Source organism: Lentzea aerocolonigenes (assembly GCF_000955955.1).
Lineage (GTDB): Bacteria > Actinomycetota > Actinomycetes > Mycobacteriales > Pseudonocardiaceae > Lentzea > Lentzea aerocolonigenes_A.
On sequence record NZ_JYJG01000029.1, the window covers coordinates 95,364 to 117,190 of the forward strand.

At 70.6% G+C, this 21,827-nt stretch carries 18 protein-coding genes; 11 read left to right on the forward strand and 7 right to left on the reverse strand.

Annotated features, from left to right (window positions below):
• Positions 1 to 42 precede the first annotated feature (42 nt).
• The 3 genes from UK23_RS06185 to UK23_RS52535 are packed head-to-tail and all read left to right on the forward strand — an operon-like array spanning position 43 to position 4,363.
• Positions 43 to 1,191, forward strand: coding sequence for a nucleotidyltransferase family protein (locus UK23_RS06185; protein ID WP_045310378.1), 1,149 nt, complete (start codon positions 43 to 45; stop codon positions 1,189 to 1,191).
• Positions 1,192 to 1,242: 51 nt separating this feature from the next.
• A complete protein-coding gene (locus UK23_RS06190) occupies positions 1,243 to 2,121 on the forward strand; it encodes an isocitrate lyase/phosphoenolpyruvate mutase family protein (protein ID WP_045310379.1) in 879 nt (292 codons plus the stop codon).
• Entirely contained in the window at positions 2,114 to 4,363 is a 2,250-nt protein-coding gene (locus tag UK23_RS52535; RefSeq protein ID WP_052684409.1) for an iron-containing alcohol dehydrogenase, read from the forward strand. The genes UK23_RS06190 and UK23_RS52535 overlap by 8 nt, the downstream gene beginning before the upstream one ends.
• A 121-nt stretch (positions 4,364 to 4,484) precedes the next feature.
• Here UK23_RS52535 and UK23_RS06200 read toward each other — a convergent pair whose 3' ends face one another.
• The gene (locus tag UK23_RS06200) at positions 4,485 to 5,504 is read right to left on the reverse strand and encodes a C-terminal binding protein (RefSeq protein ID WP_045310380.1); all 1,020 of its coding nucleotides are present in this window, start codon (positions 5,502 to 5,504) and stop codon (positions 4,485 to 4,487) included.
• A 1-nt stretch (position 5,505) separates the two neighbouring features.
• Positions 5,506 to 6,906: an aldehyde dehydrogenase family protein gene (locus tag UK23_RS06205; RefSeq protein ID WP_045310381.1), complete on the reverse strand. Its 1,401-nt coding sequence runs from the start codon at positions 6,904 to 6,906 to the stop codon at positions 5,506 to 5,508.
• A gap of 699 nt (positions 6,907 to 7,605) precedes the next feature.
• Here UK23_RS06205 and UK23_RS06210 point away from each other — a divergent pair.
• Entirely contained in the window at positions 7,606 to 8,610 is a 1,005-nt protein-coding gene (locus UK23_RS06210; RefSeq protein ID WP_196777633.1) for a ParB/RepB/Spo0J family partition protein, read from the forward strand.
• A gap of 49 nt (positions 8,611 to 8,659) precedes the next feature.
• On the opposite strand, the gene UK23_RS06215 is transcribed toward UK23_RS06210, so the two are convergent.
• The 5 genes from UK23_RS06215 to UK23_RS06235 are packed head-to-tail and all read right to left on the reverse strand — an operon-like array spanning position 8,660 to position 13,869.
• Entirely contained in the window at positions 8,660 to 9,832 is a 1,173-nt protein-coding gene (locus tag UK23_RS06215; protein ID WP_045310382.1) for an MFS transporter, read from the reverse strand.
• 13 nt (positions 9,833 to 9,845) lie between these two features.
• Positions 9,846 to 10,334, reverse strand: a complete 489-nt coding sequence (locus UK23_RS53600; protein WP_045310383.1) for a GNAT family N-acetyltransferase — start codon at positions 10,332 to 10,334, stop codon at positions 9,846 to 9,848.
• Positions 10,327 to 11,511, reverse strand: coding sequence for an ornithine decarboxylase (locus UK23_RS06225; protein ID WP_045310384.1), 1,185 nt, complete (start codon positions 11,509 to 11,511; stop codon positions 10,327 to 10,329). The genes UK23_RS53600 and UK23_RS06225 overlap by 8 nt, the downstream gene beginning before the upstream one ends.
• A 13-nt stretch (positions 11,512 to 11,524) precedes the next feature.
• The gene (locus tag UK23_RS06230) at positions 11,525 to 12,829 is read right to left on the reverse strand and encodes a DUF6271 family protein (RefSeq protein WP_045310385.1); all 1,305 of its coding nucleotides are present in this window, start codon (positions 12,827 to 12,829) and stop codon (positions 11,525 to 11,527) included.
• On the reverse strand, positions 12,811 to 13,869 hold the full coding sequence (locus UK23_RS06235) for a phytanoyl-CoA dioxygenase family protein (RefSeq protein ID WP_045310386.1): 1,059 nt from the start codon (positions 13,867 to 13,869) through the stop codon (positions 12,811 to 12,813). The genes UK23_RS06230 and UK23_RS06235 overlap by 19 nt, the downstream gene beginning before the upstream one ends.
• Before the next feature lie 270 nt (positions 13,870 to 14,139).
• Between UK23_RS06235 and sbnB the strand changes: the two genes are divergently transcribed.
• The 7 genes from sbnB (at position 14,140) to UK23_RS06270 (ending at position 21,804) form a co-directional block, all read left to right on the forward strand.
• Entirely contained in the window at positions 14,140 to 15,144 is a 1,005-nt protein-coding gene (gene sbnB / locus UK23_RS06240; protein WP_045310387.1) for a 2,3-diaminopropionate biosynthesis protein SbnB, read from the forward strand.
• 65 nt (positions 15,145 to 15,209) lie between these two features.
• On the forward strand, positions 15,210 to 16,187 hold the full coding sequence (sbnA, locus tag UK23_RS06245) for a 2,3-diaminopropionate biosynthesis protein SbnA (protein ID WP_045310388.1): 978 nt from the start codon (positions 15,210 to 15,212) through the stop codon (positions 16,185 to 16,187).
• A complete protein-coding gene (locus UK23_RS06250; protein WP_045310389.1) occupies positions 16,184 to 17,836 on the forward strand; it encodes a thiamine pyrophosphate-dependent enzyme in 1,653 nt (550 codons plus the stop codon). Before sbnA ends, UK23_RS06250 begins: the two co-directional genes overlap by 4 nt.
• The gene (locus UK23_RS06255) at positions 17,833 to 18,969 is read left to right on the forward strand and encodes a Glu/Leu/Phe/Val dehydrogenase dimerization domain-containing protein (protein ID WP_082114443.1); all 1,137 of its coding nucleotides are present in this window, start codon (positions 17,833 to 17,835) and stop codon (positions 18,967 to 18,969) included. The genes UK23_RS06250 and UK23_RS06255 overlap by 4 nt, the downstream gene beginning before the upstream one ends.
• A gap of 2 nt (positions 18,970 to 18,971) precedes the next feature.
• Positions 18,972 to 19,889: an NAD(P)-dependent oxidoreductase gene (locus tag UK23_RS06260; protein ID WP_052684410.1), complete on the forward strand. Its 918-nt coding sequence runs from the start codon at positions 18,972 to 18,974 to the stop codon at positions 19,887 to 19,889.
• Positions 19,886 to 20,608 carry an SDR family NAD(P)-dependent oxidoreductase gene (locus UK23_RS06265; RefSeq protein ID WP_052684411.1) on the forward strand — a complete coding sequence of 241 codons (723 nt, stop codon included), beginning with the start codon at positions 19,886 to 19,888 and terminating at the stop codon, positions 20,606 to 20,608. Before UK23_RS06260 ends, UK23_RS06265 begins: the two co-directional genes overlap by 4 nt.
• A gap of 89 nt (positions 20,609 to 20,697) precedes the next feature.
• Complete coding sequence (locus tag UK23_RS06270; RefSeq protein WP_045310390.1) at positions 20,698 to 21,804, forward strand: acyl-CoA dehydrogenase family protein; 1,107 nt, start codon at positions 20,698 to 20,700, stop codon at positions 21,802 to 21,804.
• The last annotated feature ends 23 nt before the right edge of the window (positions 21,805 to 21,827 follow it).

A 21,827-nucleotide genomic window follows, 5' to 3' on the forward strand; every position in this document is an offset into this window, starting at 1 on the left:
GATTCCTGGAAAATCGATCGTGGTGAATCGAATGGGGGCCGGATGAGCACGATCGGTGCGGAGGCGGCGTGGAAACTGGTCGCGCTGTCCAGCATTCACGACGTCGCCGCGGACATGCCGGACGTCGACGTCGACGAGATTCTGGCGGAGGTGGACTGGGACGTCGTGCTGGTGCGCGCCATGAGGCACCGGCTGATGCCCCGGCTGGCCGATCTGCTCATCAGGTCGGAACGCATGGCCGCCACGCCGAAACCGATCCGCAGGGCGTTGGTGCTCGCGCTGAACACCAATCGGTTCACCTGTGCGGCGACCACGCGGGAAACGAGCGAGGTCGTGGCGGCGCTGCAGGCAGGCGGGGTCGCCGTCGCGTGCACCAAAGGCGTGGTGTTCCAGCAGTCGCTCTACGGCGGATTCGGTGGCCGCGACTTCCGCGACATCGACCTGATGATCCAGGAGAGCGACAAGCAGACCGCCGCGGAAATCCTGCTGAGCATCGGTTACGAGGCACATCTCGAACTCGACCTGCTCACCAACACCACGGTGACCAGGTCGCGCCGGGAACTGATGATGTACCGGATGTTCCCGGACCACCTGCCGCATTTCGCCAGGCCGGTCGAGGGACACATCATGCCGTTCCACGACGTGGACGTCTGCTTCAACTTCACCTGGCACGGCGCGGGGTGGAACATTCCGATGAACGAGGTGCTGGCGGAGCTGGACACCGTCGAGGTGCGGGCCGGCGAAGAGACATTCGGCCTGCCTTCGCTTTCCGCGCCGTACGACTTCCTCTTCGTCGCGACGCACATTTTCCGGGAGACCTGGTTCGAGCGGAAGATCTCGGGCGAGGCGATCCGGCTGGGGCAGTTCGCGGATCTCTGGCGGTTGTGGCAGCGGCTCGACGACCCGGCGCGCAAGACGGTGGCCGCGCTGATCGACCGGTACGGTGTCGCACCCCCGATCGCGTGGGCGTGCCATCACGCCGACGGGGTGTTCGGCAGCCGGATCGCCGACGGGCTCGGTCTCGGCGACTACTGCGACAGTGCGTGGCTGCGCAGCATCGGCGCCGTCGACGGGTCGTACCTGGAATGGCACGGCGACATGCGCGAATGGCTGCGGTCCGGCAAACCACCGGCGCTGTCACCGATGAGCGAGCCGCGGTTCGCGGCACAGGCCCGCGTCGCACTCTCGTGAGCCACCGCTGACCGATGCCGAACGAATCTGCTTGAGGAGAGAGAAAATCCGATGACAACCGCTTCGTACGGCACCCGAGGCGCCTTCGCACTTCGCGAGGCCTTGTCCGCCCGCAGGCTGGTGCGCGTCGCCGGTGCGCACGACGGCCTGTCCGCGCGGCTCGCCGAGGAGGCCGGGTTCGACGCCGTGTGGGCGTCCGGGCTGGAGATCTCGGCCGCGCACGGCCTGCCGGACGTCAGCCTGCTCGGGCTCGCCGAATACCTCGCGGCGGGGACATCGATGCGGCGCGCCGTCACCGTTCCGGTCGTGGCCGACTGCGACACCGGCTTCGGCGGCAACCTGAACGCGGCCCACACCATGATGCGGTACGAGGAAGCCGGAATCAGCGGGATCTGCATCGAGGACAAGCTCTTCCCGAAGCGGAACAGCTTCGTGAACTCCGGGCAGAAGCTCTTGGAGACCGCGGAGTTCTGCCAGAAGCTGGAGGCCGCCAAGGGCGTCCAGATGAACCCGGACACGGTGCTGATCGCGCGCACCGAGGCGTTCATCTGCGGCATGAGCCTGCAGGAGGCGCTGGACAGGTGCCACCGCTACGTGGACGCGGGCGCGGACGCCGTGCTGGTGCACTCCAAGCAGTCGCACTCCGGCGAGATCCTGTCGTTCATGGAGAAGTGGGACGACCGCGCGCCGGTCGTGGTCGTGCCGACCACCTACTCCGACTTCTCCGAACAGGAGGCGCGGCAGGCCGGCGTCGCCATGATGATCTACGCGAACCAGGGGATGCGCGCGCAGATCACCGCGGTGCGGCAGACCTGGGCCACGGTGATCGCCGAGGGGTCCGCGGCGAGCCTGGAGATGCGGATCGCGTCGGTCAAGGACGTCTTCGCCATCTCCGGCATGGACGAATGGCTGGAGCGGGCCGGTGGCTGAGAGCATCGCCGCGGCCGAGTTCGTCGCGGCCCTGCGCCGGTTCGGCGTCCAGCGCGTGACAGGGGTGCCCTGCGGTCACCTGAGTGGCCCGTGGAGCCTCTTCGACGACGCCGGCGACCTGGTTCCGGCCGCGTCGGAGGGTGCGGCGCTCGCGATCGCGGCCGGCTGGGAACTGGGCGGCCGGCAGGCGGCCGTGCTCTGCCAGAACTCCGGTTTCGGCAACCTGATCAACCCGTTGACGTCGCTGGTCCTGCCCTACGGCATCCCGGCCCTGGTCGTGATGACCCTGCGCGGCTGGCCGGACGGCGCGGACGACGAGCCGCACCACGCGATCATGGGCGCGAGCACCATCGACCTGCTGCGCACGCTCGACGTTCCGCATCAGGTCCTGGAACCGGGGAACCTGGACGAGGCGCTGGCACGGGCCGCCGAGGCACGTGCGCGGAAACTCCCGTTCTTCCTTTTGATACCAAGGGGTTCGATCGGCAAGGCAGCCGCGCCGGCGGTCGCGCGGCCGGGCGACGGTCAGCTCACCCGCGCACAGCTGGTGTCCACGCTGATGGCCGAACTCACCGACGAGCTCCTGGTGAGCACCACGGGATACCTGTCCCGCCAGGCACATCACGAGCTCGACCGGGCCGGCAACTTCTACATGCAGGGCTCCATGGGGCACGCCTCGGCCATCGGCGTCGGCCTGGCCACGGCGAACCCGCAACGCCGGGTCGTCGTTCTCGACGGCGACGGTGCGTTCCTGATGCACCTCGGCACCGGGTCCACGATCGGTGCCAGCGGGGCGCGCAACCTCGTGCACGTGGTCGTGGACAACGGGTGCTACGAGTCGACCGGTTGCCAGGCAACGACTTCCGCGCGAATGGACTGGCCGGCACTGGGACAGGGGCTCGGCTACCAGCGGGTGTTGTCGTGTGACAGCAACGCCGACTTCCCGGCGGTCCTGCGGGAGGCGTTGGCCGCGGACGGACCGGTGCTGCTCGCGTTGACCGTGCGGCCGACACCCGACGAGGTGCATCCCCGCGCCAGCAGCGGAATCGGGCTGCCGGAGAACGCCGAACGGTTCCGCGCCGCAGCCCAGGACGCCCGTGGTGCCGCGCCCGTGCTCCTGTCCGGGCGGGGGAGCGCGGCCGAGATCGCCAGGCTGTGCGCGGGACGGCGGGTGTTCGTGGTGGCCAGCAGGGGAACGCTGCGCCGGACCTCCGCGCTCGACTGGCTCCCGGCGAGCGCGGAGGTGTTCAGCGACTTCCACGAGAACCCCACCGTCGAGCAGGCCGTCGAGGCCGCCCGCCGGTGCCGCCCGTACGGTGCCGACCTCGTCGTCGGGCTCGGTGGCGGATCGGCGCTCGACGTCGCGAAGGCCGCGAGGGTGCTGCCGACCGAGCTCGCGGCCGCCCAGGTCGTGATCGCCGGCTGGAGCGCACCCCGGGCCACGCGGGCCCAGCTGCTGCTGGTCCCGACGACGGCCGGCACCGGTAGCGAGGTCACGCAGTTCGCCACCCTGTACCGCGGCACCAGGAAGGTGTCGCTCGACGACCCGGCGGTGCGTGCGGACTTCGCGGTGGTCGACCCGGAGCTGACCGACACCTGCCCTCCCGGCCTCACCTGGGCCTGTGCCTTCGACACCTTCGCGCACGCGGTCGAGTCGCTGTGGTCGATGCGGTCCACCGGGCAGAGCCGCGAGCTGGCCGCCGAGGCACTGCGGCTGGTCGCGCCGGTGATCGCCGAGGCGGGACCGGAACCGCTGCCGGCCGAACGGGACGTGCTGAGCCACGCGGCCACGCTGGGCGGCCGGGCGATCGACATCACCAGGACCACGGCGGCGCACGCCCTCGCCTACCCGCTGACCGCGCATCTCGGTGTGCCGCACGGGATCGCGTGTGCGATGAACCTGATCTGGCTGGCCCAGCTCGTGGCCGGCGCGGACGTGGACCGGATCGTCGACGAACGCGGGCCCGCGGTCGTTCGCGCGGCCGTCACGACGGTGTGCGAGGTCCTGGACACGCCACCGGCCGACCTCGGTGCCGCGATGAGGTCGTTGCTGCGGCGGCGTTTCAGCGAGCCGTTGCTCTCCAGTGCGCCGAGCGCCGCGACGATCGACCTGATGGTCGCGGAGGGGTTGTCGTCCGGCCGGATGATCGGCACCCCGATTCGGCTGGAGCACGAGGACGTCCGCGCCGAGCTCGCCTGGCTGCTGCCCGAGGTGGCCGGGTGGGAGCACGCCCACGCCTGACCACCTCGCGCCACGCCGAGTGGCGTGGCCCAGAACGCGGGCCGGGTGATTCACGCTCAGCAGGGCACCACGATGCGCCCGTCCGACCGCGAATTCGCCTGGCAGCGTTCTGGCCACGCCACTAGCCGGTGAGATTCCCCCACCGCGGTGGCAGGCCCGTCTCCAGCACGTGCAGGATCTCCTCCGCGACCCGCCGGCGCTGGCTCAGCTCCGACTCCGCGGACAGGAACGCCCGATGGGACGTCACGATCACGTTCTCGAACGGCAGCAGCTTGCGGTTCCACTCGTGCTCGTTCGGGTCCTCCGGGGAGAACACGTCGCTGGCGTAGCCAGCGATCCGACCGGCGGCCAGTGCGTCGTGCACCGCCTTCGGGTCGACCAGCCCGCCGCGTGCGGTGTTCACCAGCAGTGCGTCGCTCTTCATGCCGGCCAGGAACGCCTCTCCGGCAAGGTCCTTCGTGTCGTCGTTCAGCAGGCAGTGCAGGATCACGACGTCGGCTTCGGCGAGGAACTCCTTGAGAGAGTGCCGTTTCCGCACGCCGTACCCGATCATCTGGTCGCCGTGCACGTACGGGTCGTAGCCGATCACCTGGCCGTAGAAGTTCCTGATCTTCTGCGCGGTGGACTTGCCGATCCGGCCCAGCCCGATGATCCCGGCCGTGAGCCCCTGCAGGCGGCGCGGGTAGCCGCCGTCGTAGATGTCCCAGCGACCGTTCTTGAGGTGGTCGTTCTGCAGGCAGACATGCCGTTCGAGCGCGAGCACGAGTGACATCGTGTGCGTCGAGACCTCGTCGACGCAGTAGTCCGGCACGTTGAACCCGAAGATGCCGTTGGGCTCGAGGAACGGCACTCCGATGTTGTCGTAGCCGACGCCCTGCCGCCCGATGACCTTGACCTCGCCGCGGATCGCCGCGTAGACCTCCTCGGTCATCTGCGCGCGGTAGACGGCGAGTGCGGACGCGCCGGCGAGGTTGTCGATGAAGCGCTTGCCGGACTTCACGTACGCGCCGTTCTCGACCACGCCGAAGCGGAGCTCGGCGCGGTCGCCGAAGACCTCCCGCTCGACGTCCGCCAGCGCCGGGTTGACCACGCCGTCCTCGAGAGCCCAGAACGGGTCGGTGTAAACGACAACGGGTTTCACGTCACTCCTGGAAGACGATGGTCTTGATCGTGGTCATCTCCTCGATGGCGAACCGGGCGCCTTCACGGCCGACACCGCTGCGCTTCACGCCGCCGAACGGGATGAACGGGGACTCGAACTGCGGGCCGTCGTTGATGACGACGGCTCCCGCCCTGATCTCGCGCGCCGCCCGGAACGCCCGGTGGACGCCGGCCGTGAAGATCCCGGTCTGCAGGCCGTAGTCGCTGCTGTTGACGTACTCGATCGCGTCGTCGAGGTCCTCGACGCGCACGATCGGCGCGCACGGCCCGAAGGTCTCCTCGCGGACCAAAGTGGACTCTCTCGGGACGAAGTCGAGCACCTGGGGACCCAGCACCGCGCCTTGCGGGGGCAGGCCGTGCAACAGCTTCGCGCCCGCCGCGACCGATTCGCCCACCCGTTCCGCCACGGTCCGCGCCGCGGCCTCGTCGATGAGGCAGCCGATGTCGTTGAGGGGTGATCGGGGGTCGCCGAACCTCAGTTTCCCCGCGTGGTCGACCAGAAGCGCGGCGAAGTGGTCCGCGACGCCCTCCTGCACCAGGATTCGCTTGACGCCGCGGCAGGACTGGCCCGCCGTCGCGAACGCGCCCTGGGCGGCGACTTTCGCGGCGGTCTCCAGATCGGCGTCGTCGAGCACGATCAACGCTCCGCTGTCGCCCAGCTCGAACGTCATCCGGACCATGCCCGCGCTCTTCGCGATCCGTTCGCCGACCGCGCGACTGCCGGTGAACGTGATCATGTCGACGTGCGGGGACGTCACCAGTGCTTCGCCGACCTCGTGGGGATCACCCGTCACGACGGACACCATCCGTGGCGGAAGTCCGTTGTCCAGCAAGCATTTGACGAACTTCACCGCGGTCAGCGGAGTCTTCTCCGACGGCTTGAGGATCACGGAGTTGTTCGCCGCGATGGCCGGCGCGAGCTTCACCACCACCTGGTTCAACGGCCGGTTGAACGGGGTGATCGCGCAGACCAGCCCGATGGGCTCGCGCACGGTCACCGCGAGATTCCTCCTGCGGTCGGAGGTGCCGTCGGTGGGAATCGCCTCACCGCAGATGCGGGTGGCCTCCTCCGCGCAGACTCGCAGCAGCGTGACGGCCCGCCGCACCTCCTTGCGCGCTTCCGCGACGCACGCACCGCATTCGGCGACGATCTGGTCGACGAACTCCTGCTCGTCGCGCTCGATCTGGGCCGCGGTGCCGCGGAGGATCTCGTGCCGCTCGTGTGCCGTGAGGTTCGACGTGTACGCCTTGGCGTGTTCCGCCGCGGCAAGGGTTTGTGCGCGCGTTGCCGTGGAGGCGTACCCGACTATCTCGTTGTCGAATGGATTGCGGACGGCGATCTTGCTCTCCGTCTCCGACCACTCACCGTCGATCAGCAGCATGGTGAACGCCAGTCCTCCTGGTAGTGGAAATCGGCGATGCGTGCGCGTTCGCAGTTTGGCTGGCGCCGACCTCGGCCGGAAGCGTTCAACTGCGGGGGTTCCACCGGTTGAACATCGGTGCCGGGACCCGACCCTCCACTGTGGACGTTGTCATGTTTGTGAACGCTCACTCCTCGTAATTCGTGTCCTGTCCGGCAAACCCGACATTGGCGGCGGTGGGCGAGGCTTGCCCCGCGATCCTGGTAGATGTGTTTGGCAGCAGCACAATCAGTGGCACGGGCCCGGCCTTGACAACCGGCGGTGGCGCTGGAAAAGTCGTCTAGACCAATTAGGTCTATGGGGGAACTAAGTGGTCATTCAGCGTGCCTTGCGTCTGCCGGCGATACCGCGGGACCGGCGTGACCGTCGCCGATCGCGACGGCGTTCAGCGCCGAATGCCGGATTCCGCAGCGGTCGCACCGTCGTCGCCGCCGGACCTCCGCTCCCTGTCGAGCAGTAGCACGCGGCCACGGTCGTACTTCCCGCCAGATCTCACGAAACCGGCGTCCTGCTGCCCATCGACGCGCATGCGTGGACCCGACGTTCATTCCTGGACCGCAGGTCGTGGAGACGACCGCTGTCCGGGCACGGCACCGCGCCGACAGGACGGGCGTGTCACACGAAGATCGCATTCTCACAGGGGGCACCGAACAGATGGCGATGGAGGAAACACCGCTGCGCGACCGCTCTGGGGGCGGGCGCGCGGATCTCACCGGTCACTGGATCGAGGCGGAGCCGGAGGTCGTGCTCATCTCGTCGCTGCACGCGGCGGACTCACCCCGGTTGCAGTCGGAGAATTTGGACCACGCGCGGATGCTGGCCCAGGTGGAGGGGGAACTACCGCCGGTCGTGGTGCATCGCCGGACGATGCGCGTGGTGGACGGCATGCACCGCATCCGGGCGGCACTGCTGCGCGGTGAGGAACAGATCGAGGTCCGCTACGTCGACGTGCCCGAGCAGGAGTTGTTCCTGCTCGCGGTGCGGCTCAACGCCCACCACGGCCTGCCGCTCTCGTCGGCCGACCGCAGGGCCGCGGCGGCGCGCATCCTGACCTCGCACCCGCAGTGGTCCGACCGTGCCATCGCGGCGGCGACCGGGCTGGCGGCGAAGACGGTCAGCGGGATCCGCCAGGGCAACGCGACGGACCTGGCTCCGCCGGAGACCAGGATCGGGCGCGACGGCAGGAGACGGCCGCTGTGCGCCGCCGAGGGCCGCAGATCCGCCGGTGAGCTGGTCAAGGCCAACCCGCGGACGCCGTTGCGGCAGATCGCCAAGCTGGCCGGGATCTCGCTCGGCACCGCCGCGGACGTCCGCGACCGGGTGCTGCGGGGCGAGGACCCGGTGCGCAACGCGAAGGCGCGCTCCGAGTCGTTTGAGAGCGCTCCCGTGGCCGAGATCAAGACCGCCGAGCTCGCGGACCACCGCAGCGCGGCCATGATGATGAGGATCCTGCTGGCCGATCCCTCGCTGCGGTTCAACGAACCCGGCAGGGAGCTGTTGCGCTGGCTCGGCAGCCGGATCATCGAGTCGGGGGACTGGCAGGCCATGGTCGACGAGATGCCGACGCACTGCACCGGCACCGTCGCGGATCTCGCGCGCCGGTGCGGCAGCTCCTGGCTGGAGTTCGCGGAGGAACTGGAGAACCGTTACCGCGCTTCGGCTTGAGGCGCGCGGAGGCGGCGGCCACACGGGCCGCCGCCACCGCATCGGCTCATCAGCTCTCCGCCGTGGCCGGCTCCTGGTCCGGCACGGTGGCCCAGCGGACCTGCGAGACGCAGAGGGTGACGAGGACGGCGGAAAGCGCGACGGCTCCCATGCCCCACGTCAGGCCGGCCGCCTCGGCGACGAAGCCGATCACCGGCGGACCGCTGAGCAGCCCGGTCGTTCCCATCGCGGCGACGACGGTGAGCGCGTTCGTGCCTTCCTTGGCCGCTGCCACGTAGATGCACGGCGTGACCGCCGCCATTCCCAGGCCCACACAAGCGAAACCCATCAGTGCCGGAACCACTCCGCCTGCCACCAGGGCGAGTGCGAGGCCCGTACCGGCCAGCCCGGCGCCCGCGAGGACCACGGCCTTGTCACCCCAGCGCGCCCGCCACCCGTCGGCGAAGAGGCGTGCCACCACCATGGTCGCGGACACGACCGCGATGCCGACGGGCGCCAGCTGCGGTGGCGCCGCGGCCACGTCCTTGAGGTACAGCGCGGACCAGTCGTTCACGGCACCCTCGACGATGGTGCCGAACACCATGGCCAGCCCCAGCCAGACGACGACGCGGGAAGGCAGGCCCGTCCGGCGCCGGCTCTTGGCCTCGGCGGGCAGGTCCTCCGTCAGCAGGCCTCGCCGCGTCGTTCCGGCCAGCAGCGCGAGAATCGTGATGGCGACGCCGAAGTGCACGACCAGCGAGGGCGTCGCGAACGTGACGGCCGAGGCGAGCAGCGCCGCGCAGAAGGTCCCGCCGCTGAACGTGGCGTGCAGCTTCGCCATCGTGCTGCGCTCGTACTTGACCTCCAGCGCGGTGCCCTGTGCGTTCATCGCGACGTTCAGGCAGGCGACCGCGACCCCGTCGGCGAACATGACGACCAGCGCGACCGGGTGGCTCGTGACGAACGCCAGCGCCACCAGCACGAGACCGAGCGCGACGCACGACAGCCCGGCCAGCCGGCGGGATCCCAGCCGCCGCATCAGGGTTCCCACGACGGGGAACGACACGGCGGCGCCCACCCCGGTGGTCAGCAGCAGCACCCCGATCTCCGCCGGCGTGAGGCCCAGCCGGGTCTTGAGCGCGGGCAGCTGTGCCGCCCACGTCGCGTACTGGAAACCCAGGAAGCAGAACAGGGCCGCGATCGCGAGCTGCGAGCGGCGGAACCCGGTCTGGACAGGGGGCATGCGAATCTGCCTCTCAAATCGGCTTGGACATGTAGACCGCGTTCGTGCCGTAGCCGGTGGGCACGGTGACCGCGGCGCAGGGACGGAACCCGTTCGCCGCCCAGAAGGAGGCGCTGGTGCCGACCGCGACCAGGGACACCCGGTCGTGGTCGCGGTCGCGGGCGACGGTCGTGAGGTGCCGCAGGAGCTTCCCTGCCAGGCCCCGCCCGCGCAGGTCCGGCGCCACGACGAGATCGTGCAGGTGCAGGTTGGCCGACCAGGACGTGATCTGTTCGTGCCGAGCCAGGTCCGGGAACCGGAACGCGGGCCACGGCAGCGCGAGCACGTATGCCGCCGTCCTGCCGTGCTGGGTCAGCACGAAGCAGGTTTCCGGCGCGGACCGGCCGCGCGCCTCGAGGACCGCGCGGTCCTCGGAGAGCCCGGCGGCCGCGTAGGTGAGGTTCTCGAGCTCGGCGACGGCTTTCCAGTCGGCGTCGAGGATGCGCCTGATCTCGTCAGACATCGACCGGGCACCGTGCGCCGTCGCGGGCGAAGCGCACGGGCAGCGGGGCGAAACCGTTGAACCCCAGCGTGGTGTAGCTGGTCGAGTAGGCGCCGCTGGACAGGATCCACACCGGGTCGCCGGACGTCACCGCCCGCGGCACCAGGATCCTGGCGCGTCCCTTGCTGAACGTGTCGTCGCTGTCGCAGGTCGGGCCGGCGACGTAGGCCGCGACCTGGTCGCCGCCGAGGTGCCCCGGGAACACCAGCCGGTACTGGACCTGGTCCATCTCGTAGAGCCCGTTGAACTTGCCGCAGCTCAGGTACAGCCAGGACTCGGTGTCGCCGGTGAGCTGCCGCCGGGTGGTCAGCCGGACCACGTGCGCCCGGACGGCACCGTGGTCGGCGACGAGGTGCCGGCCCGGCTCGATGACGAAACCGATCGGAGCGATCGCGCGCAGCCGTCGCATGCCGGCCCGGATCGCCGAGAAGATCTCGTCCATCGGCGGGTGGAGCGCCACGCCGCCGAGGTCGTGGTACCCCAGGGCCGGCAGCCCGCCTCCCAGGTTGACGTGGTCGAGGTGGATCGCCCGGTGCCGGAGCTCGGTGAGCACCCAGGCCAGGGTGTCGAACGCGTCTTGCCACGCCCTGGCGGTCATCTGCTGCGAGCCGACGTGCACGGACAGGCCGGACGGCGTCAGCCCCGAGGCACGGGCCGTCTCCAGCACCCGCACCGCGTCGGCCGCCGAGCACCCGTTCTTGCGGCTGAGTCCCCACAGCGCACCGGTTCCGGCGGTCGCGAGCCGGCAGAAGACCCTCGATCCCGGTGCGCCGGCCGCGATCGCCACGACGTCCTCGACGCTGTCGGTCGCGAAGTCGCGGACCCCCAGGCGGTGCGCGTCGGCGATGTCCCGGTCGGACTTCACGGTGTTGCCGTAGTGGATCTCGCTCGCCGGCGCTCCCGCGGCGAGGGCCTGCGCGATCTCGTTGGGACCGGCCGTGTCGAAGCCGGCGCCGCGCCCGGACAACGCCTCCAGCACAGCGCCGACCGGGCAGGCCTTCATGGCGAACCGGACGCGAACGCCCGGCAGTTCTCCGGTCAGCGCGTCGTACGTGTCCTCGATGCCCGTGATGTCGTAGACGATCTGGTCTTCGTCCGCCGCTGTCAGGGCGGCCCGCAGTCGTGTGTTCAGTCGCATCTCCGGGGTGCCGTTACCGGTTCTGCCGCAACGGGGTCGCCTTGCTCCGCGACACGAGCGCCGCCCAGTCCTCGGCCAGCAGCGCGAAGTCCGCCGCGTCCCGTTCGGCCTCGGCGAGCAGCAGCGGGCCGCGTTCGGGCAGGGTGGCGGCGAAGGCGGCGTAGCGGCCGCCCAGCTTGCGATAGGACCGGCCCAGGACGTCGAGGCGCTCCGCGTTCTCGTCCTCGGCCAGTTCGGTGCTGTTCCTGATGAGCTCCGCGACGACCGGGGTGCGCACGTGGAAACGACTGTCCAGCAACGAGTCGCCGAGCTCCGCCATCCGGTCGTAGACGAAGTGGAGGTAGAGCATGGACAGGAAGAACTTGGTCAGCCGCAGGTGGTAGGCGTCGAAACCGGCGCCGGTCTTCCGTTCCGCGGTGTGGTAGTTCACGATGTGGCGGTTGTGCAGCACGCCGGGCAGTCCGGCGCTGCGCACGAGGTGGTGCAGGAAGTAGTCGCTGCCGATGGTGTCGGTCGCGGGTGACAACGGCATCTGCTCGTGCACCTGGTAGAAGGCGATGTTGCACATGTCGACGTGCATCGGGTCCACAACGGACAGAACGGAGTGGTCGCCGGTGAACGGCTCGTCGCCCGCGCCGGCGAACGAGTCGTCGGCCAGCTTCCGCTTCTCCTCCCGCGACCAGCCGGCGGGCGCCCACAGTCCGACGACGTCGTAGTAGACCTCCTTGTCCAGCGCGGCGATCTCACCGATGTCGACCGACAGCTCACCGATGAACGAGCCGCCCGCCAGCACCACCGGTCTGTCCAGATGCGCCGGGTCGAGGTCTGTCTCGGTCACCGAGCCGATCACGTCGCGTGCCCGCCAGCCGAGCGAGGTGAGCTCGTGCAGGACGGGGAAGACCTTGGTGCCGTCGTGGATCTGGTACCGGAAGTCCGAGTCCCTGCGGTGCACCGACTCGCAGCCGAGCGCGGCGGCGAGGAGGAACGCCCGGTTGGTGCACGCGCCGTAGGACACGCCGGCCGGCAGCATCAAGTCCAGCAGCAGGTCCGGTTTGAGGACACCGGCCCCGTCGACCACCTGACGCAGGAACGCCCGCTGGTCGTCCTCGTCCAGGTGCAGCACCGTGGCGCCGGAGCGGGGGCTTCCCGCCAGCACCGCGGCGTGCCGGGCGAACGAGACGCGGCTGGACGAGTCGAGGACCAGCAGGACCACCTCGACGCCGAAGTGCCCGGCCGCCCAGGACGCCTCCTGCGCGACCGCGGTGAGCGTGTCGGCGCAGGGCCGGTTCGTCGGCAGGGTCAGGCAGATCCTGCGCACGCCGGCTCTCCGATCGTGCTCTCGGACGTGGTGACGCCCCAGGAGTCGAGCCCCAGGAGCCTGCGGCCGAGGGGGTTGAGGGTGGCCGCGGGGTAGCGCAGCGACTCGTGCCGGATCGCGTCGCCGAGCAACGTCGCGTTCCAGTCCGGTGTCGAGAGCTCGCGCCACGAGTCGATCCGGGACCGCCGGAGTCGTTCGTGCGACTCGAGCGCGGGCATCATGGCGAGGTACTGCGCCGCCCGCACGCCGTTCTCGGACACGTTGGGGCCGACGCCGTGTGCCAGCAGTCCGTTGAAGATGAGCAGGTCGCCGGGGTTCAGCTGGGGCTGCACGACGGGGAACACCGCCCTGTCGACGTCGGGCCGGATCGGGTCGCGGTCCGCCGGCTGCAGTGCCTTCCACCGCTCGAGGACGCGGAACAGCTCGGGCGCGCACTGGAAGCCGCCGAGCTCCGGCCGCGTCTGCGTGAGCGCGATGATGCCCTGGACCCGTTGCGGTGGCACGGACAGCGTGGTGTCGACGTCCCAGTGCAGCTCGATGTCGAACCCGGTGTCGGTGTGCGGGATGAGCGCGCGGTCGCGGTTGCCGACGTTGGGCGGGTTGAGGTTGAGCCGGTCCAGCGAGACCCACAGCTCCTCGCAGTCCCACACGTCGACGAAGGCGTCGTACACCCGTTGCGACTGACGGCTGTCCCACAGCAGCTGGTGGTGGTAGGCCTCCACGAACCCGTAGACGTGCAGGTCCCTGTCCAGGTCGGACCGGTACTCCCGTTGCGGGTACCAGGTTTCCGGTCTGCCGGGGTCGAGGCCCTGGAAGTCCCAGGCGAAGTCCAGCAGCTCGCGGGCCGCGGCCGGGGAGATCGCCTCCCGGACGACCACGTAGCCGTAGGTCTGCCAGTGCGCGAAATCCTCTTCGGACAGCACGCGCAGCGGGCGCGACTTGGTGAGGTCGCGCAACGGCGTCTGCGCCAGATAGGTTTCGGCGTTCGCGCTGAAGTAGGGGATGTCGGACGGCGATCGGTGCAGGAAATCCTGTGACATGGGAGCTTCCCGAGGGTGAATCGCGGTCGGCGCGGGCAGAAGCGGCCACGCGAGGGCGATGCGGAAGATGAGTACCTGTCAGCCCGAATCTGAACCGATGCCGCTGTTATGTGTCAAGGTTCCGGGATCCCTTGCGGGACTGGGAAAATCCCACGAACGTGTGGCGGCCGATGTTCAAGTGCCGACCGTTCTCGGTTGTACGCCGGGCTTGCTCGACACGGTGGGGGTCGCTGGATAACCTGCGGCGGCATCGGAAAAAGGGGGCAAGACTTGTTCGGTTTCACGGTTGTGCCCGGCCGCGTCGTCCACTCGGTGATCCAGTCCTCGCCGACCAGGATCAGTGACATCGTCCGCGAGTGCTACCTGTTGCACGGCAAGGGCGACACGGTCAACCCGAACAGCTACTTCCTCCGCTTCCCGGAGAAGCCGGACGCCCGGATCATCGCGTTGCCCGCGTACGTCGGTGGTGACGTGCGGGTCGCGGGAATCAAGTGGATCGGCAGCTTTCCGGCCAACATCGCCCGCAACGTCCCGCGCGCGTCCGCGGTCGTGGTGCTCAACGACTACGACACCGGTTACCCGTTCGCCCTGCTGGAAGCGGCGCAGATCAGCTCGGCGCGGACCGCGGCGAGCGCGGTGCTGGGCGCGGAAGCCCTGGTGGGCAGCCGGAAGGCGGGCACCGTCGGGTTCGTCGGCGCCGGTGTCATCGCGCGCAACATCCTGAATTTCTTCGTCGCGCACGGCTGGGACATCGGCGAGATCCTCGTCCACGACCAGGTCGGCGACTACGCCGGCGCGCTGGCGGCCAGGGCGCACGAGATGACCGGCGTGCCCTCGTCGTCCGCGTCGCTCGGCGAAGTGCTGGCCGCGTCCGACGTCGTGGTGCTCGCCACCACGGCGGCCAGTCCGTACATTGTGGACGGTTCGGCGTTGCGTCCTGAGCAGACGGTGCTGAACATCTCTCTGCGCGACCTGGGTCCCGACGTCATCCTCAACGCCCAGAACGTCGTCGACGACGTGGACCACTGCCTGACCGCGGGCACCTCACCGCATCTCGCCGAGCAGCAGACCGGTGACCGCGCGTTCATCAGCGGCACGCTCGCCGACGTGCTCACCGGCGAGCTCGTGCTCGACGACCGGCGGCCGCGGATCTTCTCCCCGTTCGGGCTCGGCGTGCTCGACCTCGCGGTGGGCGTGCACGTCTACACCGCGGCGGTGGAGTCCGGCCAGGTGGCGGCGACCCCGGACTTCTTCGAGGAGACCGAACGCTGGTAGCGGCGTTCAACCACGGCACTTCCGCAGTTGAACACGCTCACCCGGCCCGACAGCGAGGGGAATCCGTGCCCGTCATCTCGGCGCCGCACCAGTTCGTGCGATCGGACGTGTACGTCGACCTCCGGCAGGTGCTCGGGCGCGGTCTGTACCTGAAGGTCGAGGGGCTCAACCTCACGGGTTCGGTGAAGCTGAAGACCGCGGCGAGCATGGTCGCGGCCGCGGAGGCGGACGGCCGGCTCGGCCCCGACTCGGTGCTGGTCGAGTCCAGCTCGGGCAACCTCGGTCTCGCGCTCGGCGCCATCGCCGCCGCCAGTGGCCACCGGTTCGTCTGCGTCACCGACATCCGATGCAACCCGGCGACGGTGAAGCTGTTGCGGGCCATGGGCACCGAGGTGGTCGTGCTGTCCACACCGGACCGCAACGGGGGCTTCCTCGCCGGGCGGATCGCCCACGTGCGCCAGCTGTGCGCGAGCGACGACAGGTACCTGTGGCTCAACCAGTACGAGAACGAGGCGAACTGGATGGCGCACCGCGACCTCACCGCGGCGGAGGTCGCCGCGCAGTTCCCCGGCCTGGACGTGCTGTTCGCGGGAGCCGGCACCGGAGGAACGCTCACCGGGTGCGTGAAGTTCTTCCAGGACAAGGCACCCGAGGTGCGGGTCGTCGCCGTCGACGCGGTCGGCTCGGTGAGCTTCGGCGGGCAGCCGGGGCCGCGGCTCATCCCGGGTCTGGGCACCAGCACCCGCCCGCCGCTGCTCGACCCCGAGCTGCCCGCGGACGTGGTGCACGTGTCCGAACAGGACACCGTCCGATACTGCAGAATGCTGGCGGCCAAGGGTTTCCTCTTCGGTGGCTCGACCGGAACCGTCGTCGCCGGTGCGATGGACTGGCTGTCCCGGCACGACCCGGACGGGCGGCTCACCGCGGTGGTGATCAGCCCGGACCTCGCCGAGCGGTACGTCGACACGGTGTACGACGACAACTGGGTGAGCGAGCACTTCGGTCCCGAGCTCGCGACCGTTCCGGGAAGGGTCCTGTCATGACGTACGTGCGCGCCGCCGACGTGCTCGTCAGCACCTTGGCCGCGCACGGCGTCGACCGCGTCTACTGCGTCGCGGGGGAGAGCTTCCTGCCTGCGCTCGACGCGTTGCACGACAGCGATGTCGACGTGGTGACCTGCCGCCACGAGGCGTCCGCCGCGTTCGCCGCGCTGGCCGACGGCAAGCTCACCGGACGTCCTGGCGTGTGCCTGGTCAACAGAGGGCCGGGGGCGTCGAACGCGGCGATCGCGATCCACGCCGCGCACCAGGACGCGGCACCGCTGCTGCTCGTCGTCGGCCAGGTCACGCGCGCGGACCTGGGCCGGGACGCGTTCCAGGAGATGGACTACCACCGCACGTTCGCGGACCAGGCGAAAGGCGTGTGGACCCTGCACGACGCCCGGTACACCGCCGAGATGACGACCCGTGCGTTGCGCGCGGCCACGCAGGGCACCCCCGGTCCCGCGGTGCTGGTGGTTCCCGAGGACGTCTTCGGAGAGCTGACCTCGCCCGCCGCGGCCCGCCCGGCCGCACCGTCGGCCGTCCCCGCGGCCGAAACGGTCGCCGAGGTGGCGGAAGCGCTGGCGCGGGCGCGCCGCCCGTTGCTGCTGGGCGGAGGTCTGCTGGCGGCCGCTCCCGCAGGACGGCGGGCGTTGCGCCGGGCCGCGGAGGAACTGGCGCTGCCGGTGGTCGTCAGCAACAAGCACCAGGACCTGATCGGCAACCACCACCCGCACTACGCGGGCCATCTCCACCTCGCCACCCAGCCGTGGCAACGAGACCTGCTCGGCACCACCGACCTGCTGCTCGCGGTGGGCAGCCGGTTGGACGTGGTGACCACCGGGAACCTGGCGCCGGCCACGACGATCCAGGTGTACCCGGACCCCCAGCGGCTCGGCGGTGGCCGGGCCATCAGCTGCGACCCGGCCGCGTTCCTCGGCAGGCTGGCCGGGCACCCGGCCGGTGAGAACGCCGAACGCCGCCGGTGGATCGAGAAGCTGCACGACGCGGAGGTCGGCAACAGCACGTGGACCCCGCCGCCGAGTCCAGGCGACGGGCTGCCGTTCGGCGCTGTGGTCGCGGCGCTGACCACCCTGGCCGACGACGACGCCGTCGTCACGGTGGACGCGGGGAACTTCACCAGCTGGGTGCACCGCTACCACCGGTTCGGCGACGGCGGCACGCTGCTCGGTCTGGGCTGCGGGGCGATGGGTTTCGGTGTGCCGTCCGGTCTGGCCGCGGCGCTGCGCCACCCCGATCGCACGGTGATCACGTTCGTCGGTGACGGCGGGTTCCTGATGACCGGGACCGAGCTCGCCACCGCGGTGGGCCGCGGCGCCCGGCTGGTGATCGTCATCGCCGACAACGGCAGCTACGGGACGATCCGCCAGCACCAGGAACGCGCCTTCCCCGGCAGGGTCGTCGCGACCGACCTGCACAACCCGGACTTCGTCGCGCTGGCCAGAGCCCATGGCGCACAAGGGATGGCGGTCGAGGACGAGAGCGACCTCATCGGAGTTCTCAAGGCCGCCCTCGCCTGCGACGGGCCCGTCGTCGTGTCCGTGCGCACGAGCCTGTCCTGGATTTCGGCCTACAAGCACCTGCCTGGACTGCAACCGCCGGGCTTCACAGCACAGGGGAAGATCAGATGACCACCGTACGACTCGAGCGCGCCGTGGTGGCCGCGGACGGAACCGACCCGTGTTCGGTGACCGAGCTCTTCTCGCCGGGGCTGCAGGCCTGGGTGGCCGTCGACTCGCTGGTCGACGGCATGGCGATGGGCGGCACCCGGATGACCGGGACCGTCTCGAGGCAGGAGGTCGCCCAGCTCGCCAGGGCCATGTCCACGAAACTCGCGCTGGCCGGGCTGCCCATCGGCGGTGCGAAGGCCGGGATCCGGGTGGGCACGGGTGATCGCGAGACGACCCTGCGCGCGTTCGGCCGGGTCAGTTCGCCGTTGCTGCACGGAGGTGTCTACCTCGGCTGCGATCTCGGCATCACGCACGCGGACCGCGACCTGTTCCTGGCGGAGGCAGGCTACGACGTGGCGCAGAACCCGCGCGTGGGCCGCCTGCCGGTCGACTGGGGCACGTTGTGGACGCATCTCGCGGACATCACCGGGTTCGGGGTGTGCGAGGCGGCGGCCGCGGCGATCAGGACCCGGTTCGGCAGCCGTCCCTGCCGGGTGGCGATCCAGGGGTTCGGCACGGTCGGCCGCGCGGTGGCCAAGAGCCTGGCTGAGCGCGGGCATTCCGTCGTGGCCGTCGCCGACATCCGCGGCACGGTCGAGGCGCGCGAAGGCCTGCCCGTCGGGCACCTGCTGGATCTCACGGACTCGGCCGGCGTCATGGACAGGACCCGGATGCCGGACGGGGTGACCGTGCACGGCGAACCCGAGGCGTGGCTCGGCGTCGACGCGGACGTGCTGGTCCTCGCCGCCGACGTCGACGCGATCCGGGCGGACAACGTGCGCCGGGTCACCGCGGAGGTCGTCGTGGAGGGCGGCAACCTGTGCTGCACCGCCGAGGCGAAGGAAATGCTGGCCGGGCAAGGGGTTCTGCTGATCCCCGACGTCGTGGCGAACGTCGGCGCGGCCGCGGCCACCGGTTGCGTGCTGACCGGGACCGTCCCGTTCGGCCTGGCGCTGAAGCCGATGGTGAACTGGATGTTCGACTGGGTCGGCCTGCGGGTGCGGGAGAACACCGAGGCGGCGATGGAGCTCATCGCCGGTGGCGTGACCGATCCCGTGCCGCACCTGCTCGCGCAACGCCGCACCGCGTGGTAGCGATGCGGGTCTGCATCGCCTGCTGCGGCATGGCCGCGCGCCTCGCTCCCGAGCTCGCGGCCGCCGACGGGGTGAGCCTGCGGGTGGAGGAGCGGGTCGGCCCGGCGGCGCGCGAGGCGGATGTGCTGATCGGGTACCACTTCCCGCCGGGCAGCCTCGCGGATCTGCCCCGGCTGCGCTGGCTGCACCTGACCGGCACGGGCACTGATCACCTGGCCGCCACGGGACTCCCGCCCGGCGTGCTGGTCACGACCTCCGCGGAGGTGCCCGTGACGGCCGTCGCCGAGTACGCGCTGTCGGGACTTCTGCTGCTGCTGAAGGACTTGCCGGACCTCGCGAACCGGCGCGGCGCGGCCTGGTTCCGCTCGGACGCGTTGCTGCTGGCCGGCAGCCGGGTGGGCGTGGCCGGCGCGGGACGCATCGGCCGTGCCGTGGTGCGGCGGCTGGTGGCGTTCGGCGCTCGCCCGGTCGCGGTGACCAGGGACGGCGCGGTGGCCGTTCCGGGGGCGTGGCGGACGATCGGGGTCGCCGGTCTGGCGCGGGAGGCCGCGGATCTCGACCACCTGGTCGCCTGCCTGCCCGGCGGTCCGGGCACCAGAGGCCTGATCGGCCGCGAGGTGATCGCCGCGCTGCCGTCGCACGCGGTGGTGGTGAACGTGGGCCGCGGCGAGTCGATCGACAACGCCGCACTGCACACCGCACTGCGGGCCGGGCGGTTGCGGGGTGCTTTCGCCGACGTGCACGAGCAGGAGCCGCTGCCGGACGACGACCCGGCCTGGGACGTCCCGCGGCTGGTCGTGTCGCCCCATCGGGCGTTCGCCTTCCCCGGCGAACCGGCCGAGGTCGCGAGGACGTTCCTCGCGCACCTCGAGGACTTCCGGCGTGATGGTGACCTTCTGACGGTTCGGAGCAGCGGATGAGACAGCCGGTCGTCCTGATCACCGGCGGGTTCGGCGCGCTGGGCACCGCGATCGCGGGCCAGGCCGAGAAGAACGGTGCGATCGCGGTCCGGACCGGGCGGCAACCGGGCACCGGCGGCCTCGCCCACGACGTGCGGGACCCGAAGTCGTGGGCGGCCGTCGTCGACGAGGTCCTCGCCGAGCACGGGCGGCTCGACGGTCTCGTCAACGCCGCCGGGCAGTTCGGGGGAGTGCCGCAGGACGTCCTGTCGGCCAGCAGCGAGCAGTGGCACGAGCTGCTCGACACCCACGTCGTCGGAACGTGGCTCGGGTGCGCGGAGATCATCCGCCGCCGGCCGGAGTCCCTGACGTCGATCGTCAACGTCTCGTCGACCGCCGGGCAGATGGCGACACCGGGCATGGTCGCGTACGGCGCGGTCAAGGCGGCCGTCGCGCAGCTGACCAGATCCATCGCCCTGCACTGCGCCCGCGAGCGCCTTTCCGTGCGCTGCAACGCGATCGCTCCGGCTCTTGTGGACGGTGGGGTGCGCGACGACGTGCTCGCCACCGTCGACAGCGACCCCGTGCGGGCGTTGAGCGCCTATCTGTCCAGGGTTCCGCTGGGCCGGCTGGTCGTGCTGGAGGAGGTCGCCGAGGCCGCGCACCAGTTGCTGTTCACCGGCGGGGCCTCGCTCACCGGGCAGGTGCTGACCGTCAGCGGAGGGCTCGGCCTCGCGTGACGGGTGTTTTCCGTACTGCTGAACGAAGTTGACGGCCGATTCGGGCCATTCGATAGTTGCGTGGTGCCGACTGAGCCGGAGAAGGCGGAATGAGCGACTGGGAAGAGAAGCTGCCGGGCGTCGTCGAGATCCTCACGGCGAACGCGGCCCGGCACGACCGCGAGGCGTCACTGCCGGACGAGGGAATCCAGGCGATCCACGAAGCGGGACTGCTCACCGCCACCGTGCACGAACGGCACGGCGGCCCCGGCGCCGGCCTCGCCGACACCGTGACGATCCTGCGCTCGCTCGGCCGGGGCGACCCGTCCGCCGCGCTCGTGACGGCCATGACGATGTTCGCGCACGCGTTGCAGGGCCGCACTCCCACGTGGCCGGACGACGTCTACGCCGAGGCCCTGCGCGCCGACCGGCCGGTCCTGATCAACGAGCTCCAGGTGGAGCCGGACCTCGGCACACCGGTGCGCGGCGGGCTGCCCGCCACGGTCGCCGTGGAGACCGGCGGCGGCTTCGAGCTGAGCGGCCACAAGATCTACTGCACCGGCGCGGAACTCCTCGGCTGGATGGTCGTGACGGCCAGGGTCGGCGACACCGAGGAGGTCAGGGCGTTCCTGGTGCGCGGCGACGCCCCCGGCGTCACGGTCAAGGCGACCTGGGACCACCTCGGCCTGCGCGGCAGTCGCAGCGACGACGTGACCTTCGACCGGGTGCCCGCCGTCCTCACCGCACCTGCCGTGCGCGACCCGCTGACGCAGGCCTGGAACTCCCTCGGGCTGGCCGCCCTGTACCTGGGCGTCGCGGACGCGGCACGGGACTGGCTGGTGACGTTCCTGGCCGAGCGGACGCCCGCCGCCCTCGGTGCTCCACTGGCGACGCTGCCGCGGTTCCAGACCGCGGTGGGCGAGATCGACGCTTCCCTGGGCACGTCCTGGGATCTGCTGTGGTCGCTGGCCGAACGCACCGACGCCGGCGACGACGCCGCGGCGGCACGGGCTCCCGCCGCGAAGCTGATCGCCACGCGGGCCGCGATCGGGGCGGTGGAGCAGGCGGTCGCGCTCGTCGGCAACAACGGCCTCACCCGCCGCAACCCGTTGGAACGGCACTACCGGGACGTTCTGTGCGCCCGCGTGCACACGCCCCAGAACGACGCCATCGTCAGCGCCGCCGGCCGGGTGGCGTTCGCCGGGCTGCTGCCCTAGTGGCGCGACCCGGAACGTTGGCG

What these genes read in the sequence shown, in the direction of transcription:
- UK23_RS06235 (WP_045310386.1), bottom strand. Translation starts at nt 13,869, where the DNA reads ATGTCACAGGATTTCCTGCACCGATCGCCGTCCGACATCCCCTACTTC.
- UK23_RS06215 (WP_045310382.1), bottom strand. Translation starts at nt 9,832, where the DNA reads ATGCCCCCTGTCCAGACCGGGTTCCGCCGCTCGCAGCTCGCGATCGCG.
- UK23_RS06265 (WP_052684411.1), top strand. Translation starts at nt 19,886, where the DNA reads ATGAGACAGCCGGTCGTCCTGATCACCGGCGGGTTCGGCGCGCTGGGC.
- UK23_RS06185 (WP_045310378.1), top strand. Translation starts at nt 43, where the DNA reads ATGAGCACGATCGGTGCGGAGGCGGCGTGGAAACTGGTCGCGCTGTCC.
- UK23_RS06205 (WP_045310381.1), bottom strand. Translation starts at nt 6,906, where the DNA reads ATGCTGCTGATCGACGGTGAGTGGTCGGAGACGGAGAGCAAGATCGCC.
- UK23_RS06255 (WP_082114443.1), top strand. Translation starts at nt 17,833, where the DNA reads ATGACCACCGTACGACTCGAGCGCGCCGTGGTGGCCGCGGACGGAACC.
- UK23_RS06225 (WP_045310384.1), bottom strand. Translation starts at nt 11,511, where the DNA reads ATGCGACTGAACACACGACTGCGGGCCGCCCTGACAGCGGCGGACGAA.
- UK23_RS06260 (WP_052684410.1), top strand. Translation starts at nt 18,972, where the DNA reads ATGCGGGTCTGCATCGCCTGCTGCGGCATGGCCGCGCGCCTCGCTCCC.
- UK23_RS53600 (WP_045310383.1), bottom strand. Translation starts at nt 10,334, where the DNA reads ATGTCTGACGAGATCAGGCGCATCCTCGACGCCGACTGGAAAGCCGTC.
- UK23_RS06190 (WP_045310379.1), top strand. Translation starts at nt 1,243, where the DNA reads ATGACAACCGCTTCGTACGGCACCCGAGGCGCCTTCGCACTTCGCGAG.
- UK23_RS06250 (WP_045310389.1), top strand. Translation starts at nt 16,184, where the DNA reads ATGACGTACGTGCGCGCCGCCGACGTGCTCGTCAGCACCTTGGCCGCG.
- UK23_RS06210 (WP_196777633.1), top strand. Translation starts at nt 7,606, where the DNA reads ATGGAGGAAACACCGCTGCGCGACCGCTCTGGGGGCGGGCGCGCGGAT.
- UK23_RS06270 (WP_045310390.1), top strand. Translation starts at nt 20,698, where the DNA reads ATGAGCGACTGGGAAGAGAAGCTGCCGGGCGTCGTCGAGATCCTCACG.